The sequence below is a fragment of the Paenibacillus sp. FSL R5-0749 genome, from assembly GCF_038595085.1.
Classification (GTDB): Bacteria; Bacillota; Bacilli; order Paenibacillales; family Paenibacillaceae; genus Paenibacillus.
Window position 1 is genome coordinate 1275646 of sequence record NZ_CP152005.1, and the last position, 16186, is coordinate 1291831.

Annotated in this window: 13 protein-coding genes; 8 read left to right on the plus strand and 5 right to left on the minus strand. The window is 48.0% G+C overall.

The window, feature by feature from the left end:
* Positions 1 to 19: 19 nt before the first annotated feature.
* The 3 genes from MKY85_RS05565 to MKY85_RS05575 all read right to left on the minus strand — a co-directional run bounded on the left by MKY85_RS05565 (position 20) and on the right by MKY85_RS05575 (position 3954).
* Positions 20 to 1042 carry an iron ABC transporter permease gene (locus MKY85_RS05565; RefSeq protein ID WP_342572035.1) on the minus strand — a complete coding sequence of 341 codons (1023 nt, stop codon included), beginning with the start codon at positions 1040 to 1042 and terminating at the stop codon, positions 20 to 22.
* 2 nt (positions 1043 to 1044) lie between these two features.
* Positions 1045 to 2118, minus strand: a complete 1074-nt coding sequence (locus tag MKY85_RS05570; RefSeq protein ID WP_339259190.1) for an iron ABC transporter permease — start codon at positions 2116 to 2118, stop codon at positions 1045 to 1047.
* A 99-nt stretch (positions 2119 to 2217) separates the two neighbouring features.
* Positions 2218 to 3954: a helix-turn-helix domain-containing protein gene (locus tag MKY85_RS05575; protein ID WP_342572036.1), complete on the minus strand. Its 1737-nt coding sequence runs from the start codon at positions 3952 to 3954 to the stop codon at positions 2218 to 2220.
* Between the two features lie 654 nt (positions 3955 to 4608).
* Here MKY85_RS05575 and MKY85_RS05580 point away from each other — a divergent pair.
* Together MKY85_RS05580 and MKY85_RS05585 are read left to right on the plus strand one after the other, a co-directional pair.
* The gene (locus tag MKY85_RS05580) at positions 4609 to 5610 is read left to right on the plus strand and encodes a Gfo/Idh/MocA family oxidoreductase (RefSeq protein ID WP_342572037.1); all 1002 of its coding nucleotides are present in this window, start codon (positions 4609 to 4611) and stop codon (positions 5608 to 5610) included.
* 21 nt (positions 5611 to 5631) lie between these two features.
* Entirely contained in the window at positions 5632 to 6255 is a 624-nt protein-coding gene (locus MKY85_RS05585; RefSeq protein WP_342572038.1) for a pyroglutamyl-peptidase I, read from the plus strand.
* A 655-nt stretch (positions 6256 to 6910) separates the two neighbouring features.
* Here MKY85_RS05585 and MKY85_RS05590 read toward each other — a convergent pair.
* Positions 6911 to 7753, minus strand: a complete 843-nt coding sequence (locus tag MKY85_RS05590; protein WP_339303764.1) for a 1,4-dihydroxy-6-naphthoate synthase — start codon at positions 7751 to 7753, stop codon at positions 6911 to 6913.
* Entirely contained in the window at positions 7750 to 8655 is a 906-nt protein-coding gene (locus MKY85_RS05595) for a futalosine hydrolase (RefSeq protein WP_342572039.1), read from the minus strand. Before MKY85_RS05595 ends, MKY85_RS05590 begins: the two co-directional genes overlap by 4 nt.
* A gap of 1118 nt (positions 8656 to 9773) precedes the next feature.
* Between MKY85_RS05595 and MKY85_RS05600 the strand changes: the two genes are divergently transcribed.
* The 6 genes from MKY85_RS05600 to nikR all read left to right on the plus strand — a co-directional run bounded on the left by MKY85_RS05600 (position 9774) and on the right by nikR (position 16159).
* On the plus strand, positions 9774 to 10163 hold the full coding sequence (locus MKY85_RS05600) for a GntR family transcriptional regulator (RefSeq protein WP_339240045.1): 390 nt from the start codon (positions 9774 to 9776) through the stop codon (positions 10161 to 10163).
* On the plus strand, positions 10156 to 11058 hold the full coding sequence (locus tag MKY85_RS05605) for an ABC transporter ATP-binding protein (protein WP_342572040.1): 903 nt from the start codon (positions 10156 to 10158) through the stop codon (positions 11056 to 11058). Before MKY85_RS05600 ends, MKY85_RS05605 begins: the two co-directional genes overlap by 8 nt.
* Positions 11033 to 13060 (plus strand): hypothetical protein, encoded by a 2028-nt coding sequence (locus MKY85_RS05610; RefSeq protein WP_342572041.1) that lies wholly within the window; start codon positions 11033 to 11035, stop codon positions 13058 to 13060. The genes MKY85_RS05605 and MKY85_RS05610 overlap by 26 nt, the downstream gene beginning before the upstream one ends.
* Before the next feature lie 468 nt (positions 13061 to 13528).
* Positions 13529 to 14464: a hypothetical protein gene (locus MKY85_RS05615; RefSeq protein WP_342572042.1), complete on the plus strand. Its 936-nt coding sequence runs from the start codon at positions 13529 to 13531 to the stop codon at positions 14462 to 14464.
* 80 nt (positions 14465 to 14544) lie between these two features.
* Positions 14545 to 15570 (plus strand): alpha/beta hydrolase, encoded by a 1026-nt coding sequence (locus MKY85_RS05620; protein WP_342572043.1) that lies wholly within the window; start codon positions 14545 to 14547, stop codon positions 15568 to 15570.
* A gap of 52 nt (positions 15571 to 15622) precedes the next feature.
* The gene (gene nikR / locus MKY85_RS05625; RefSeq protein ID WP_342572044.1) at positions 15623 to 16159 is read left to right on the plus strand and encodes a nickel-responsive transcriptional regulator NikR; all 537 of its coding nucleotides are present in this window, start codon (positions 15623 to 15625) and stop codon (positions 16157 to 16159) included.
* Positions 16160 to 16186 lie beyond the last annotated feature (27 nt).

Sequence of the window (16186 nt, forward strand, 5' to 3'; positions counted from 1 at the left end):
TGTTTTTGTAAAAAAAAGATCACTTGCTTCGTACTAACAGGTACAAAAAGTAAGGTGCGCCAATCGCGGCGACCACTACACCTGCCGGAATGGCGTTAGGCTGAAAGATCGTTCGCCCGATCGTATCAGCGCTCACCAGAATAACCATCCCAATGAGTCCGGCAGCAGGGATCAGATGCCGATGCATCGGACCGACAAGTCTGCGCGCCAGATGTGGTGCGGCCAGACCGATAAAGCCAATCCCCCCGGCCATCGATACACTGACGGCAGACAAGGCTACGGCACAGAGCAACAAAATAATACGCTGGGATCGAACAGGCGTCCCAATGCTGGTTGCGGCAGCATCTCCAAGGTTGAAGGCATCGAGCGTTTTGGATCGACTCCAAATGTACGAGATACATAGCACCACCCAGGGAAGCAACGCTTGCACATGAATCCAATCCCGCCCCCAGACGCTACCTGCCAACCAGCGGGCGGCAAAGGAGTAGGTGTCTTCATCCAAACGCAGGGATAAGTAGAGGGTCAACGCATGGAACCCGGCCGCTACCGCGATTCCCACCAGAATCAGCTTAATGGGAGATACGCCGTTATGGCGATCATAAGATAACAGCATGATGATCAGGGCGGCGGCAACACTGCCTGCAAAAGCGAACAACGGAATCAGCAAGGCTACAGAGCCATCCATTGTAAAGGAGAGACTAACAAACACCATTAGTCCAAACGCTGCTCCTGCATGTAATCCCAGAATGCCCGGGTCCGCCAGCGGATTGCGGGTAATCCCTTGCAAGGCTGCTCCGGCAATACCAAGTCCCGCTCCGGCCAGTACAGTGACCAGGATGCGAGGCAGTCGGTAATCAAACAGAACAATCTGATCATCCGAACTGCCATGACCAAGCAAGGTCTGTAACACAGCCACTGGGGAGAGGCGAATGGTTCCCGTGTTCAGGCTGATCACAATAACGGCAATGGCGATGCAGAACAGTGTGATGCTGACGACTAACGAACGTTTACCTCGTGATCGTGAAGGTGTATTGAAATTCATCGCTATAAGGCCCTCCTTTCTTTACGGGCCAGATATAGGAAGAACGGTACACCAACAAAGGCGACCATAATGCCTACTGCGAGTTCTTCCGGCGGGTTCACGATGCGTGAGCCCAGATCGGCGAGCACCAGTAATATCGCACCAAGCAGAGAAGACATCGGAATGATGAGTCGATAATCCACACCCACCAGTTTGCGTGAGATATGGGGGATGACGAGTCCAACAAATCCAATTGAGCCTACTGCCGACACGGACACACCAGCCAGCACAACAACTGCTGCGAGGGCGAGAAACCTCGTCCAGCGCAGGTTGATCCCGAGATTAATCGCGACTTCTTCTCCGAGTGACATAAGGGATACACGCCGGGCGAGTGGCATAATCAGGACGAGTGTTGCGAGCAGCACGGGAAGAATCAGCTTGAGATGCCGCCATTCAATTCCGCCAAAACCTCCTGCATACCAGAAGGCCAGATCCTGACTCAGGTCAAAATAAATGGCAACGCCTGTGCTGAGCGAGGTTAACATGGCTGCAATAACTGCCCCTGCGACCGTCAGTCTGATGGAATTCAGACCACCCGGTGCTGCCATTCCAAGCAGGAAGATAAGCAGTGTGCCCAAGACAGCCCCCACGAATGATAAAACCATGATCCAGCCATATGGCAGTCCGGGCCAAAAGGCGAAGCTCAGTGCTACCACAAAAGTGGCTCCGGCATTGATGCCCAGAATGCCCGTGTCTGCCAGCGGATTACGTGTAATGCCTTGCATTAAAGCTCCTGCAACAGCAAAGGCAGCGCCGATGATAACCGCTGCAAGCACACGAGGCAGCCGCAGTTCATGAATAATCTGATGTGGTGTCAAAGCCGGGTTGTACTGGAATATGGCAGCCCATACGGTTTCCAGCGTTAGTCCTTTGGCACCTAACGAGATGGCGACAAACATACTTAGCAGCAGTATGGCTATGGCAGACAAAAACGTCAGCCCAACGGTCACCGCAGATTTTTTTGAATTAGATGGACGATGTGGCAGTCCCGGATGTTGAATACGGGTCACTCCTTTGGTACCAACAACGTATTTCATTGTTATTGATTATCATTATCAATTAGTCATCATTATAGAATCTTAATTCAGGCCCGTACATGGCATAAATTAAGATTCTGGAGATGGACATTTTTTAGATTACAAAAGTGAAGGTTTGTTCGTCAACATAGAGAGCGCTTCATCGAGCTGGATGTTGATGGAATATGGAGCATATACGACCCATGAGTTCCAGTCGATGAGATGCACACGTCCGTTTTTTACCGCGGGATGGCTGTTCCATAGTGGATTCGAAGCCATCTCTTTCCATAGTGTTGCCTTTTCATGCATAGAATTAATCGCCAGTACCAGCACATCTGCCTCCAAACCATCCCACTCTCCTGGTGTGAAGGGCAACCAGTTGAATCCGACGCCGGGAGGTTTGCCAGCCAGTTCGGTCTGAATGCGCTGAGGAACGGCCAATTGCAGACTGCGGTAAAAGACATGTCCGAAGTTGCGATGGCTGTACATCCGTGGGCCTTTAGGCGTTAACGTGCCAACGGCAACGGTAATATCTCCGACGATTTCCTTCATTTTTTTGCGTGCACGCTCCGCTTTGCGCTCATGTCGATCCAGCCAATCTGTCGCGGCTTGGGTACGATCCACAATGGATGCGATCTGATGCAGATGACCGAAGACGTCTGTCTGGTTCCAGGGAATGGTGATGATAGGGGCGACATCGCCAATATGCTCCATGGCTTTTGCAGTGGCATTGTCCTTGGTCAGAATCAAATCAGGATTCACATTGAGGAATGCCTGACGTCCTTGTTCCCACGGTTCGTAAGCATGGAAGGGCAGTGCCAGCGATTTGGGCAGATGAGGCAGGTGCCCCTGGATCTGAGCTGCGCATGGTGTGACGCCAAGTGTCATCAGATGGTCTGTGTATGGATAGGAGAGCGACACGATGTTCCGGTGAACCTGCTTCGCATAGGAAGTTGGCGCATAACCAGCATGGTTCCGGAAACGTCGGCTGAAATAGAATTCGTCACGGTAACCCACTTCACGAGCCACATCACGGATACGCAGATCGGAAGTGAGCAGCAATTCCTTGGCCCGGTTCATACGCAGATGAGTGATGTATTCAATCGGATTCTTCTGCATGCGGCTCTTGAATAGCTGTGAGTAATAGGACGGATGCATGTCGGCCAGTTCAGCCAGCTTTTCCAGCTTGATTTCGTACATATAGTTTTCACGCATATATTGCAGGGTGGACCTGAGCCACTGTTCCGGTTCCTCCTGCCCAGCCGCTGCGTCAGTCTGATCTTCTTGTTGTTGAGGCCAGAGCATATGCAACAGTTCCGTCAGGAGGAGCTGTGCCTTCAAGTCTTTTTGTGCATTTTCGTTGTTAAGGTGTGTAAGCTGCACGGCAATGCGCTGTATACCGTAAAAGGGGCCCTGAATCCAGCCTGTAACTGGTGAACTGAGTTCACGTTCGTAGATGCGTCTGGCTTTGGTTTTCTCCGTAGCCCGATACAGATCGAAATGAATGATATACAGTTCAATATCATGGTCTTCATCTCCGATCAGTTCAATTGAAGCGCCGGGTGTGCACAGACAAGCTGATTTGCGAACCACGTGGAATTCGGTCCCATTCATGATCAGTTGGCCTGTGAATTTGTGCATGTATATAAAGGTATGATGAGCAAGTTCAGTAGTGGACCAGCGCCATTTACCACGGGTTATGATATGTTCTGCCTGACGAAGTTCGATCAGGGTATCATTCAGGAATGCATCCAGATCTGCCCGGTTTGAGGGTTCCTTTTCTGAACGGGGATTTGTCTGCTGATGCAACAGGTATGGATTGATGCCGCTGTGGGCCGTACCAGGGATGGTAGTCATGGTGCTTGTGACCTCCTCTCTTTTGAAAAGTTATTAGGTAATCATTGAACAGTTATTTAGGTCATGATTGAAGCGGGAACGTACGATATTTTGGCGGACCTGAACGTCTTTGTTGAACATCCATTGATCGCGTGGCATTAGGAAAGAATTGTATGGATTGAATAGGGGCATATACCCGGATCATGCCGTGTGGACACATGTGCAGATTTTGGATCGCGCTTTGTGATAACTATACCAAGAGCTTACCGTCAGCTCGGAGTCGCTGGATTATAATTGTTGGCTGCGTTGCTGTCTGGGCCTTCGCAGTATAGTCAGATATTTTTATATACCTGTAAGACAGGGATAGGATGTTGTTAATCAGGTATGATGGTTGATTTAACCGGATTATTGTGAGTTACAACCATGCCACGGGACAAGACCTTTTGGCTCCTAGTCTGCTGATAATCTTAGCAAATCTACTGAAGAATTGAAATGTACACAGATATGTTCGAGTTGCTGATAAGGTGGAAGTTTAATGAACGTATATAAAAGTAAATAATCGAAACCGTTTTCTGACGTAGGCATTTCTTTTTGGTAAAATAAAGGGGATAACCTGTTGGCCTGATCTGAATCATGAACTTTTTCAACACCATTTGCAGTTAGGGAGGCTTTAAAATGACCGAAGTAGCGGGACGGGACAAAGTACGTTGGGGCATTATGGGCACGGGATGGATTGCATCCCAGTTTGCAAAGGATCTGGAGCATGCCGGGAACGCAGTGAAAGCAGCGGTAGGTTCGCGGACAGAGGGAAGCGCGGAGAAGTTTGCAGCTGAATATGGTTTTGCACGCGCTTACGGCTCGTATGATGAGATGCTTCAAGATCCTGAGGTAGATATTATCTATGTGGCAACACCACATCCTGTGCATAAGGAGAATGTCATGGCTTGCCTCGAGGCAGGTAAGGCGGTGCTCTGTGAAAAGCCGTTTACGATGAATGCGCGTCAACTGGAGCAACTGGTGGAGACGGCACGGGAGCGCAATCTTTTCCTGATGGAAGGGATGTGGACACGCTTTTTGCCGCCGATTGCTCAAGCTAGAGCATGGATCGCAGAAGGTCGAATTGGTGAAGTACGTTTGCTTCAGGCAGACTTTGGATTCCGTGCCGGTTGGGAGCCGGAAGGAAGGTTGCTTAATCCGGATCTGGGCGGAGGAGCTTTGCTTGATGCAGGGGTGTACCCGATCTCCTTTGCTTCGATGATCTTTGGCGAACAGCCCCAGCATGTATGGAGTGCGGCCAATATTGGTGAGACGGGTGTGGATGAGCAGTTTTCCGTGTTGTTGTCCTATTCCGAGGGACGCTCCGCTTCATTGAGTGCTGCCATTCGTCTGAACCTCAGCAATGAAGCGGTCATATACGGTACGGAGGGCAAGATTCGTCTGCCTTTGTTCCTCGCGGGCAAAGAAGCTTATCTGCATGTGAACGGTCAGGACGAGCCGGAGAAATTCACGGATGATCGAACATGTATTGGTTATGCTTTTGAGGCAGAAGAAGCCGGACGCTGTATCCTCCAAGGTCGGACGGAGAGCAATACGATTAAACTGGACGAATCCCTGGAAATTATGAAACTGATGGACACGATTCGGGGTCAGTGGGGATTGCGTTACAAATCGGAGTAAACAGACAGGAGCTGACGTGTAATGGTGAAAATTCTGATATCCGGGTTTGAACCTTTTGGCGGGGACACAGTGAATCCGACTGGAGCGTTAATGGAAGCTCTTACGAACGAGGTGGTGGAGGGGGCTGAGCTAAAAACAGTACTGTTGCCCGTGCACTTCGATGAATGTGCAGACCTGCTCATCGCAGAGATGGAAGCCTATCGGCCAGATGTTGTCATCGCCTGTGGGCTGGCCAAGGGCAGAACATGCATCACACCGGAGCGGATTGCCGTGAATGTCAAAGACATTCCGCCTGGCTCCTACGCGGATAATCAGGGGCAACGTCCCGTGGACGAGCCCATTGTAGACGGCAGCCCAGACGGTTTGTTCTCCACGTTGCCGATCCGAGCCATGGTAAATGACATGTCAGCAGCAGGTATTCCCTCAGCCGTCTCTAATACAGCAGGCACGTATATCTGCAACAACACGATGTACCGGTTGCTCGATCACATTCGAGTAGGGCAACTTCCGATCCGTGCCGGATTTGTACACTTTCCTGCCTCGACAGAGATGGCTGTGTTGCAGCCTTCCGTCCCTTCGCTACCTATACCCGTGATGCTGGATGCGCTGCGGATGATGATCCGCACCATTGTGGCTGAATCGTAGGGAAGGTTTGCTATCGTTCGGTTGCGGTTGCAGCAGATCGTAGGCGATGGTTGGATTTGTATCGTAGACCGCAATTGTGAATGGGAGAGCAGTGGGCTGGGATAATGGAGTACAGTAGGGTTCAAGATGACGTGGAGAGCATGGAGTTGCATGGGGTTCTTTCTGCTTTGATCTTGGGTTGAGTAGAGTGATAGATATGAAGTTGAACATGAAGTGGAATAAAAAGTTGAAATAAGAAGTTGAATATAGAATTGTATATAAAGTCAAAAAAAGAGTTGTCCCATCGTCATGAATCTGACGTTAGGGGGCAGCTCTTTCTGCTTCTATGTCGAGATCGTGTGTCGCTCAAGTCTAACGAACCCAGCGCACGCTATTCGCTTAAAATTTGCACATACCCAATTCTAACGAATCGTAGAAGCGTTATTGTGTGGAAATAAGCGAAATTTCAGTGATATGCCCCATTTCTAGATGAATAGAGTGTCTGAGATTCGTTAGAATTCTCAACGCATGATATTAGGCTAAATAGGGTGCGTAGGGTTCGTTAGATTTAGAGCGTACAGATTATAGCTAACAAAATAGATAAAGAAATAACTAAAGAAATAACTAAAGAAATAACTAAAGAAACAGTTAAGAAATAGCTGAAAAAAATCAAATATTAGATCCGCAACAGATCAAGATCGAACTCGGGAACGAGTCCTTCTTTCATGGCACGTCCAAGTAGTGCAGTAATCGCACCATATCCATCATCGCCCAGATTAGCGCTGAATTCGTTAACATACAGTCCGATATGCTGTGCAGCCACGTCAGGATCCATTTCTTGAGCATGTTCCATCACGTATGCTCTCGACTCATCCGGGTGCGCCCATGCATATTCAACGGAGGCGCGTGCCCATCCGGCGAGGGCGTGAGCATCCATGTCGCGACGTGCAATGATTGCTCCGAGCGGAATCGGAAGACCGGTATCGCTTTCCCACCAGTTACCAAGATCCGTCATCAGTTTGAGATCATAGTTCTGGTACGTGAAGCGTGCTTCATGGATGACAAGTCCGGCATCGATCTTGCCGTCCCGCACAGCAGGCATGATCTGGTCAAATGGCATGACCACAATCTCACCTACGCCGCCAGGAACATTTTGTGCTGCCCACAGACGAAATAATAGATATGCTGTTGAGCGTTCGCTCGGCACAGCAACTCGTCGTCCAGACAGATAGGCTGGATCGGTCGTTCCGTTTGCGGTCAGAACCAGCGGACCGCATCCTCTGCCGAGTGCGCCTCCAGCAGGAAGCAGAGCGTAGTCAGATAACACGTATGGCAGTGCTGCATAAGATATTTTCATCACTTCAGGTGTGTCGGGTCCATCCGGATTAGCCGCCAGACCATTGGTAATATCAATATCAGCATACCGGACATCCAGCTCAGGTGCGCCCGGGATCAGCCCGTGCACCCACGCGTGAAAGATAAATGTATCATTTGGACAAGGGGAAAATGCAATTTTCATGATGTAATAACCTCCCGTAAAATGGAACTTGCAGCCTGGAGCGCATCGAGGGCATCCTTGATGCGCCAAGCGTCGCGGTCGCGTGGACCGACCGCGTTGGATATGGCCCGCAGTTCGAGTGCTGGCACGCCGAACTGCTGGGCAGCTGTTGCCACGCCGAAGCCTTCCATGCCTTCGGCGGCGGCATCTGGCACGCGGCGCAATAGCTCCGCGGCCGTCTCCGCTGTTCCGGTCGCCGTGGACACGGTGACCGCAGTGCCTCCGCTGACAGCGAGCCCGGCCCGCTGCAGCTCATGGCGCAGGCGAGCGGCAAGCTCCGCGTCCGCCGCCACAATGGACGAGCCGAATCCGAGCTCGTCCACACTAAGGAAGCCGTCTGGCGTCTGCGAGCCCAGATCGGCAGCAACCATGGCGTCGGCTACCACAAGGGAGCCGACGTCCGCCCGGCCGGGGAACCCGCCGCCGATGCCGGCACTGATCACCAGCCTGTAGGCTGGTGAATATCCGGCCCCGGCAAGGGGCCCCGGCTTTGAAGATGTGGCAGATGTCTGTGCCACATCCGATGGGCTTGGCGCGGTGGGACCGTGCGCCAACGCACTTGTGCTTGCAGCCGCTACGGCATATGCCAATGTAGCGGCTGTTCCCGCAGCGGCCGAGGCTGGGCCAACGCCCGCAGCAATGACGTCAAAACGTTCCGCGGCCGTGTCGCCCAAGCCGCGTAGGATCGCATCTTTTTCCGCATCCACCGCAGTGACAATTAACACACGTGATGATGAAGTTGTTTGGACCGACCGGATATCTGAAGTGATCATCTCCCCGGTTATTTCTCCCGGGTGTCCATTAGCTTCGAGTGATGCGTTCGGTTTATTACTTTGTTGTTCATCCTGTTTATGTTCATTCATCTCGAATTCTCCTTGTGAGGTATTAAGGGTGTAACAGATGCTTTGGAGGTAGCTTCCTACAGAATGTTTCAGCTACACTTCTTCTGCTGTATTCCTGCTTTGAATATTTATTTTCTGAATATTTATTTCTCTGTGAATGTATAGTTCAACTTGTATCCGTTAAATACGATCATATATTTGTCCACTACAAAAGAACATTTATCTCAATTTTGTCTTTCAAAGAGTGGACACTTTTTCTAAAAAGGTACTATATCTCTCCAAATAAATGAAACACTACATATAGAAGTTTTTTGATTAAAGAAATGTTAACAATCTATATGCAGAATATTAATTTCAGCTTGATTACACATGTCCGTGTCCACCCTTTGAAAGACATATCTACAATATGTATGCGCAGGGCGGACAACACGAGTTGGCACCTCATACGAACAGACAAATATCAATCTTCAAATTTCATACCAACAAGCCTCATGAATAATGGAGCGGCTCTACACTTGACTCCTCATAGTAGCTCATTTGTGCAAACCCAAACTTAAAGCCAATATATAGTCTTGCTACTCTAATGTAGATGCCTGTTGAACAGCCAACCACCGTGCAGACAATGAATCGACCAAGCAACACAACATATAGCGCATGACAGACCTAACAATCAATCAGGTTAAACGTGCACAAAAAAGTAATCAAGATACAGTGATTATTGAACAATAGATCATCTCCATCATAACGGAAGGGGAAAGACCTGAACAACCTTTGCATGTAATTCTGTCATAAGCGTCAAGCAAAGGTCCGGGTAGGCGTATCACATCAAATAACCATAACGCTTCAAGTAGACGTATCACTTCAGTAAGCCTATCTCACCTGACCTCATATAAATGCCACTCTAATTATATCCCGTCCTAAGTCGAGACGAACTTGCTCCCAAATATTTGATATGTCAAATAAACCATATGTTATCTCTTTTAACGTACTCCGAATAAAACAGGAAGTCAAAGTTAACGGTTGACAATCCGATTTAACTGTATTAATAATAGTAGTACAGTTAATACACCTAATACACTTCAGATACAGTCATTTAAACCCATAGGTTATTTCAAACATTTACAGAAAGGAGGTGCGGGATGTTCGAATTAGATGTACGCAGCCGTAAGGCGATCTACGAGCAACTGGTGGACAAAGTCAAAGAAATGATCGTATACGGTATTCTAAAGCCCGACGAGCAGCTTCCTTCCGTTCGTGCGTTATCCACGCAACTGACTGTGAATCCGAATACGATTCAGAAAGCGTATCGCGAGCTTGAACGTGAAGGTTACATTTATTCTTTGCAGGGAAAAGGGAGCTTCGTATCATCGTCAGTGGAACATCCGAATGAAGCCATGAGAGATGAGATCAGAGAGTCTCTGGTGAAGTTGATTGCAGAAGCTTCGTATTCCGGTATGACCAAAGCGGATATGACGCTTTTGTTTGAGGAAGCGATGGCCCGTATAGAGAAGGAGGAGCCTCATGATTGAGCTGAATCAAGTCGTCAAAGCGTTTGAACAGGAAAAGGCAGTGGATGGCGTAACGATGAACATACATAAGGGATCGATCTATGGTTTGCTCGGTTCCAACGGGGCAGGCAAGACATCGCTGCTCAAAATGATGGCTGGCATTTACCGTCAGGACAGCGGGACAGTACGTATCGAAGATAATGAGATTTATGAAAATATGGATCTCAAAGGCCGCACGATTTTTATGGCAGATTCGCCCTATTTTTTCCCGCAATCTTCAATAACACAGATGGCTGCATTCTATCGTTCCGTATATCCACACTGGAATGAGGATCGGTTCAAGCAACTGGCCACCGTGTTCAAACTGGATATCAAACGCAAGCTGCATCGCATGTCCAAAGGCATGCGCCGTCAGGCAGCCGTATGGCTGGGACTTAGCTGCATGCCTGAAGTGCTGCTGATGGATGAGCCGATTGACGGCCTCGACCCGGTCATGCGCCAGCAGATCAAAAACTTGCTCTTCCAGGAAGCAGCTGAGCGTCAGGTAACCATTGTTATCTCGTCACACAACTTGCGTGAGATTGAAGATCTGTGTGACCATGTGGCGATTATGCACAAAGGCCGAATTATTGTAGAGAAGGATCTCGATGATCTGAAGGCCGATACGCACAAAATTCAGGTTGCTTTCCGCCACCCGGACCATGCCAAAGCCATGGATGAACAGATTAATATTTTGCATGAAGAAAAACGGGGAAGTGTATCCCTGTACATTGTCAAAGGCAACCGACAACAGGTAACGGATCAATTCCGTATACATGATCCTTATCTGCTGGATGTACTGCCTCTGACGCTCGAAGAAATCTTTATCTACGAAATGGAGGACGCAGGGTATGATATTCAACCGATTGTTCTGTAACCGGGGCATCCTGATCCAAAATTTCAGACAGCATGGATGGATCGGCATTTTATATCTAATCACGTTGCTGTTCTCGTTACCGTTATATATCGCTACGGAGTACAGGGACGTGCCACAGCAGATTACAAGTCTGTTTCAGGCCAATGGTGAAGTGCAGATTCTGTTCGCCATTACACTACCCGTAGCGGCTGGAATCTTTCTTTTTCGATATATTCAATCTGGTTCACCTTCTGATCTGTTCCATAGTTTGCCTTTACGTCGTAAACATCTGTTAACGGTTAATCTGTTGACTGGATATGCCATGATCCTGCTTCCAATCTGGATTACAACTGCGATTACCGGCTGGGTATGGGCAGTGCTGGACCAACCTGCATTTCTGTTTGACGGCAGTGCGATCTGGATGTGGGGCTTGAGCATGAGTATTTACTCGCTGTTTATGTTCATGCTAACTGTGGCAGTCGGCATGTGTATTGGTCAATCTGTATTGCAGGGGCTCACCGTGTACGCGCTACTCTTGTTACCTGTTGTTGTGTGGTTCATTATGTCACTTCATCTCCAGCATTATTTGCTTGGATATCCGTACGATGAATTGGGACGTAATGCGGAAGAAATGTCACTTGTTCTTCGTGTAGCTTCAATCAGTTATTCTCCTGTCACTAATGGAGAGCTTATAATCTATTCGATATTTACAATCCTGTTTATTCCGCTGACTTATGTGCTCTATGCAAAGAGACAGGTTGAGTCCGCTACACAAGCAGTTACATTCACTCTAGTAAAACCTATATTCCGCTTTGGTTTAATGTTTACGCTTGTTCTGATTGGCGGAGCTTACTTCACGATTATTGCTCCAAGAGAATCAGCCGGATGGGGAATCTTCGGATATATTCTTGGTGGAATTGTAGGTTATATCGTTGCCGAGATGATTATTCGTAAAACATGGTTGATCTGGAGCAGCAAGTTACTACCCAAGATGGTTCTATATGGTATTATCGCTGGTCTGATACTGTACGTACCTATTGCCGATTGGAATGGATACGCTGCCCGAGTGCCTGAACTGAATAAGGTTAAAAGTATCAAGCTTGGCGGGGATCGTTATATCTATAGTAATGGTGTCAATCAGAAGATGGATGACGGTCACCTCTATTCCAATGATTCGGAATACATGGGGGCAGTTATCGCTCTTCATCAAAAAATTGTCGATTCCGATCTTCCTTTATTGAATGATCCGATCAATCCAGGGATGCGTAACGATGAGTATGTATATATTAACTACAAGCTGGATAACGGCAAGGTGATGAAACGTAAATACTATATTCCAGAAGCTGAATTCCATCAGGAATTGATGGCTCTGAAACAATCCCAGGACTACAAAAGAGTTGCCTTTGAAACGTATAAGCTGGAAGAAGATGCATTAAGTTTTGGCATTCGTTCTTCCACAAGTTCATACCGAAAGGTGTACATCAGCAATCCGGAGCAAGTCCGTGAGTTCAAGGAACTATTGAGACAGGACATTTTGGATCAGACCTACGAAGAACAGCGCTCTCCGTGGCAGTCGTTTGCTTACGCAGAGATGAATCAGGACTCGTCTTCGAAAGATCCAACTCAACCGAGGGAGATGTGGAATTTTGAGATCAAACCTAGCTATGATCGGGTGCTGGCCTGGTTGAAGGAGAACAACTTATACGACCAGTTGCTTGTCCAGGCAGACGAGATTGTCTCCGCACAGTTTGTGAAGCAGGAGATCAACAGTCCGGGTTCGCTTCAGTGGGCGAACCCGGAGCCCGAATATATCGATGGGAGTCTAAGTATCAAGAAGCAGGTCGCAACCCAAAATAAAGAAATCATTAGCGATCTGCTCAAACGTCAACGGTCTGGTTATCTAACAGAGAGAGATACCATCTACCAGATTAAGTTGAATGTGACTCGTGGCGAGAACATCTACATGATGCTGAAAGAAGAAGACCTAACAGAGGCAATGAAAGCTATACTGGTCAATCAATAAGTTGAGTTATATAGGTTGTTAACCATAAGCGGGAAGGGTTCACCCGTTGATTAAAGGGTTGATATTAGACCAGGAAAACTAGCATGACTTGACCAGATACAGCGAATGGAATATATTAGAAAAAGGGAAGGTTCGAGCGACTCGTTCAATCGAATCTCATATGGAACGGCTTATGAGGGAAGCACCCGTAAGAGCAGGCAAATGCCTGTCTTGCGGGTGCTTTTTTGTCGTTCGCTGATTTCGTTGGCGATTCTGCTACATATTTTAGAAGAGAGGGTGTAGAGACGCATGCAAACAGAAGCATGGAAGGAAACGATAAATGGACATGAGGCCATGTTAGCGATGGTATATAGTTGTTCCCTATTGGAATTATCAAGATCACATCACTTCATAGACCATCATGGTTTCTTGGAAGGAACGAAGGTCCGACAGCCTATCGAAGATTTAGCTTTAGAGGACATGGCTTCAATGGAGACAAGTGTAGGTCCATCTCGTGTTCTGACAGGACATAGCGGTAGTCACGCAGCACGTCAACGTAAAGTCCAACGATCTCATTTGCGATCATTCGCTCCTCTTTTATTTGGATCACGCCTACTTATAGGACTTGTGATTTTGTTCGGCACAGGCATGAGCTATTTTGCTTCTTCAGTCGAGGCGGCGGGCATAGATCTTGGTGTAACCGCGCAGAAAGCCTGGGACTCCGTTTTGAACAAAGCCGATGCCCAAACCAAGTTAACCTTGAAGCAAACGTATGAGAAAGTAGGGAACTGGAAGGCTCAAGAGCAGGCTTGGGAACAAAAAATAAAAACACTTCATGCCGCCAATACCGCGGAATTGGAGCGATTGCGTGTAGTAATAAGACAAACCGATGACGCGAAAATCGCGGCTTTATCTGAAAAGGTAAAACAGACCCAAGCCCGATATGAACCGCTATTCGCCCTCTATAGTTCAGTCAATCGACAGCTGGATGCAGCCAAAGCCATCAAAAATAAGGAATGGAGTGCAGCAATCCGTACGCAGGCGGAGACATTAAAACCCGTTGTGCAGCTCGCCAGAGAAGACATTCGGATCAAGAAAAAGGAACTTGCTGAAGCGCGTAAACGGAAGAGCACTGAAATAAAACGTTTACGAGCTATGCTAGCAGGGGCCGACTCGGCGAAAAAACAGATTCAAACGGCTAAAAAACAGGCAACTCTGGCAAAAGAACGATATTCGGGCGCGCTACAACAGTTCAAACAGAATACAAAGCAAGGCCAAACGTCGCGTGTACTCAGCTCATTGAACACATTGGCTTCTGCAGCAGAGAAGTGGGCAGGTACAAAACAACATATCCACACTTTGGAGCAAAAAGTATCCACTACATATATGAAAGTCAGACAGGAAATCGCCAAGAGATCCAAATAAGAGGAAACCCGGTCCTCTCCGCAACGTACACCACTTTAGATGTAAAGACGCTTCGATGATGATGGAACGAGGTGAAGCTGTTGCAGTCCAAGTTGGAGGCAAAACGTACGGGGGCAAGAGGGTTTAAACGTAAACGGTACTGGATTCCCAGCGTTGTACTCATTTTCATCATAGGTTTTGTTGGAATGGGTGCTCAATTCACACCCAAAATAACGGTATTTTTATTAAAATCATTCATTGAGATTGCTAATCAAGATAGGAACAGCAAAGATCGTATAATCTCGGAAGGCGTAACTCGTGTTGCGAATGTGCCCTATGCAGACGAAGGCCGTAATGACAGTACGCTGGATATCTATCATCCTTCCGAAACATCGGAACCTTTGCCTGTCGTGCTGTGGGTTCATGGCGGTGGATGGGTCTTGGGAGACAAAGCGGACATCGCAGATTATGCCGTACAATTAGCCAAGCAGGGTTACGTTGTCGTCAGTATGAATTATGCGCTCGCACCAGATACGACATATCCCACTCCCGTGATCCAGACGAATCAGGTTTTGACTTACGTGAAGAACCATGTCAGCGAGTATCAGGGTGACCCGGATAACATATTTCTCGCAGGCAACTCGGCAGGTGCCCAGATTGCAAGTCAGACTGCGGCCGTGGTGACGAATCCATCCCTCGCCAAGCTGATGAATATAACACCATCCGTTCAGCCAGAAGAATTACGTGGGGTTCTTCTATTCTGTGGTCCTTACAATCTGAGCACAGTAGCGGAAACAGGCTTTCCACTCATACGTACATTTCTCTGGTCATATACGGGAGTCAAAACATTTGAAGACTACCCGAGACTGAATGAAATGTCGACCGTGCTTCAGGTTAACGAAGCGTACCCGCCTGCATTTATTACCTCAGGCAATGATGACCCGTTGACCAGTCAATCGATTGAGCTGGCACAAGTCTTGAAGCGGCTTGATGTTGATACGGAAACGTTATTTTTCTCGAACTCCTCAGAGAAGCTGGGACATGATTATCAATTTGATCTGAAGAGTGATGCTGGTCAACAGGCAATACGTTCGGCAGTACGATTTATGCAACAGTATAGTCGATGAGCAGACAAGTCTGTGGTACACTCGAAGCAAATGAGGGCGCAGGAGGAGAAGCATGGCAGACAAAGAAGATTTGACCCGGTTCGGGGTGGCGTTTCCGACACCTCTAATTGAGCAGTTTGACCAGTATATTGAGGAACAGGGATACAAAAACCGATCCGAAGCTTTCCGTGATCTTGTTCGCAAAACATTACTGCAACCCTCTGTACTACAATCCGATCAGGATGTGGCTGGCACCATTGTGATGGTCTATGATCACCATATCAGTGATCTTCCGATTCGCTTGATGGAGCTGCAGCATGAGGCGCATCATGACATCATCTCCAATATGCATGTACACCTGAACCATGACCAATGCCTGGAGGTCATTGCAGTACGGGGAAACCTGGGACGGTTGCGACATCTGCATCAACAGATCCAGGTGCAAAAAGGGGTCTTGTATGCTGAGCTTTCTGTGACTTATGTGGATGAACTCAACAAACTGGCTCATACTCAGAGTCTAGATCAGGAAGACAATCCGAATCAAAGTCAGGATCACAGTCACAGTGTGAATCAGCATGGTCACAGTCATCATCATCGTTCTGCCGATTAAGATGAAATGAAGTGTGAATTAATTTCT

Coding starts and splice junctions, on each gene's coding strand:
- MKY85_RS05565 (WP_342572035.1), bottom strand. CDS start 1,042: ATGAATTTCAATACACCTTCACGATCACGAGGTAAACGTTCGTTAGTC.
- MKY85_RS05570 (WP_339259190.1), bottom strand. CDS start 2,118: ATGAAATACGTTGTTGGTACCAAAGGAGTGACCCGTATTCAACATCCG.
- MKY85_RS05575 (WP_342572036.1), bottom strand. CDS start 3,954: ATGACTACCATCCCTGGTACGGCCCACAGCGGCATCAATCCATACCTG.
- MKY85_RS05580 (WP_342572037.1), top strand. CDS start 4,609: ATGACCGAAGTAGCGGGACGGGACAAAGTACGTTGGGGCATTATGGGC.
- MKY85_RS05585 (WP_342572038.1), top strand. CDS start 5,632: ATGGTGAAAATTCTGATATCCGGGTTTGAACCTTTTGGCGGGGACACA.
- MKY85_RS05590 (WP_339303764.1), bottom strand. CDS start 7,753: ATGAAAATTGCATTTTCCCCTTGTCCAAATGATACATTTATCTTTCAC.
- MKY85_RS05595 (WP_342572039.1), bottom strand. CDS start 8,655: ATGAATGAACATAAACAGGATGAACAACAAAGTAATAAACCGAACGCA.
- MKY85_RS05600 (WP_339240045.1), top strand. CDS start 9,774: ATGTTCGAATTAGATGTACGCAGCCGTAAGGCGATCTACGAGCAACTG.
- MKY85_RS05605 (WP_342572040.1), top strand. CDS start 10,156: ATGATTGAGCTGAATCAAGTCGTCAAAGCGTTTGAACAGGAAAAGGCA.
- MKY85_RS05610 (WP_342572041.1), top strand. CDS start 11,033: ATGATATTCAACCGATTGTTCTGTAACCGGGGCATCCTGATCCAAAAT.
- MKY85_RS05615 (WP_342572042.1), top strand. CDS start 13,529: ATGGAGACAAGTGTAGGTCCATCTCGTGTTCTGACAGGACATAGCGGT.
- nikR (WP_342572044.1), top strand. CDS start 15,623: ATGGCAGACAAAGAAGATTTGACCCGGTTCGGGGTGGCGTTTCCGACA.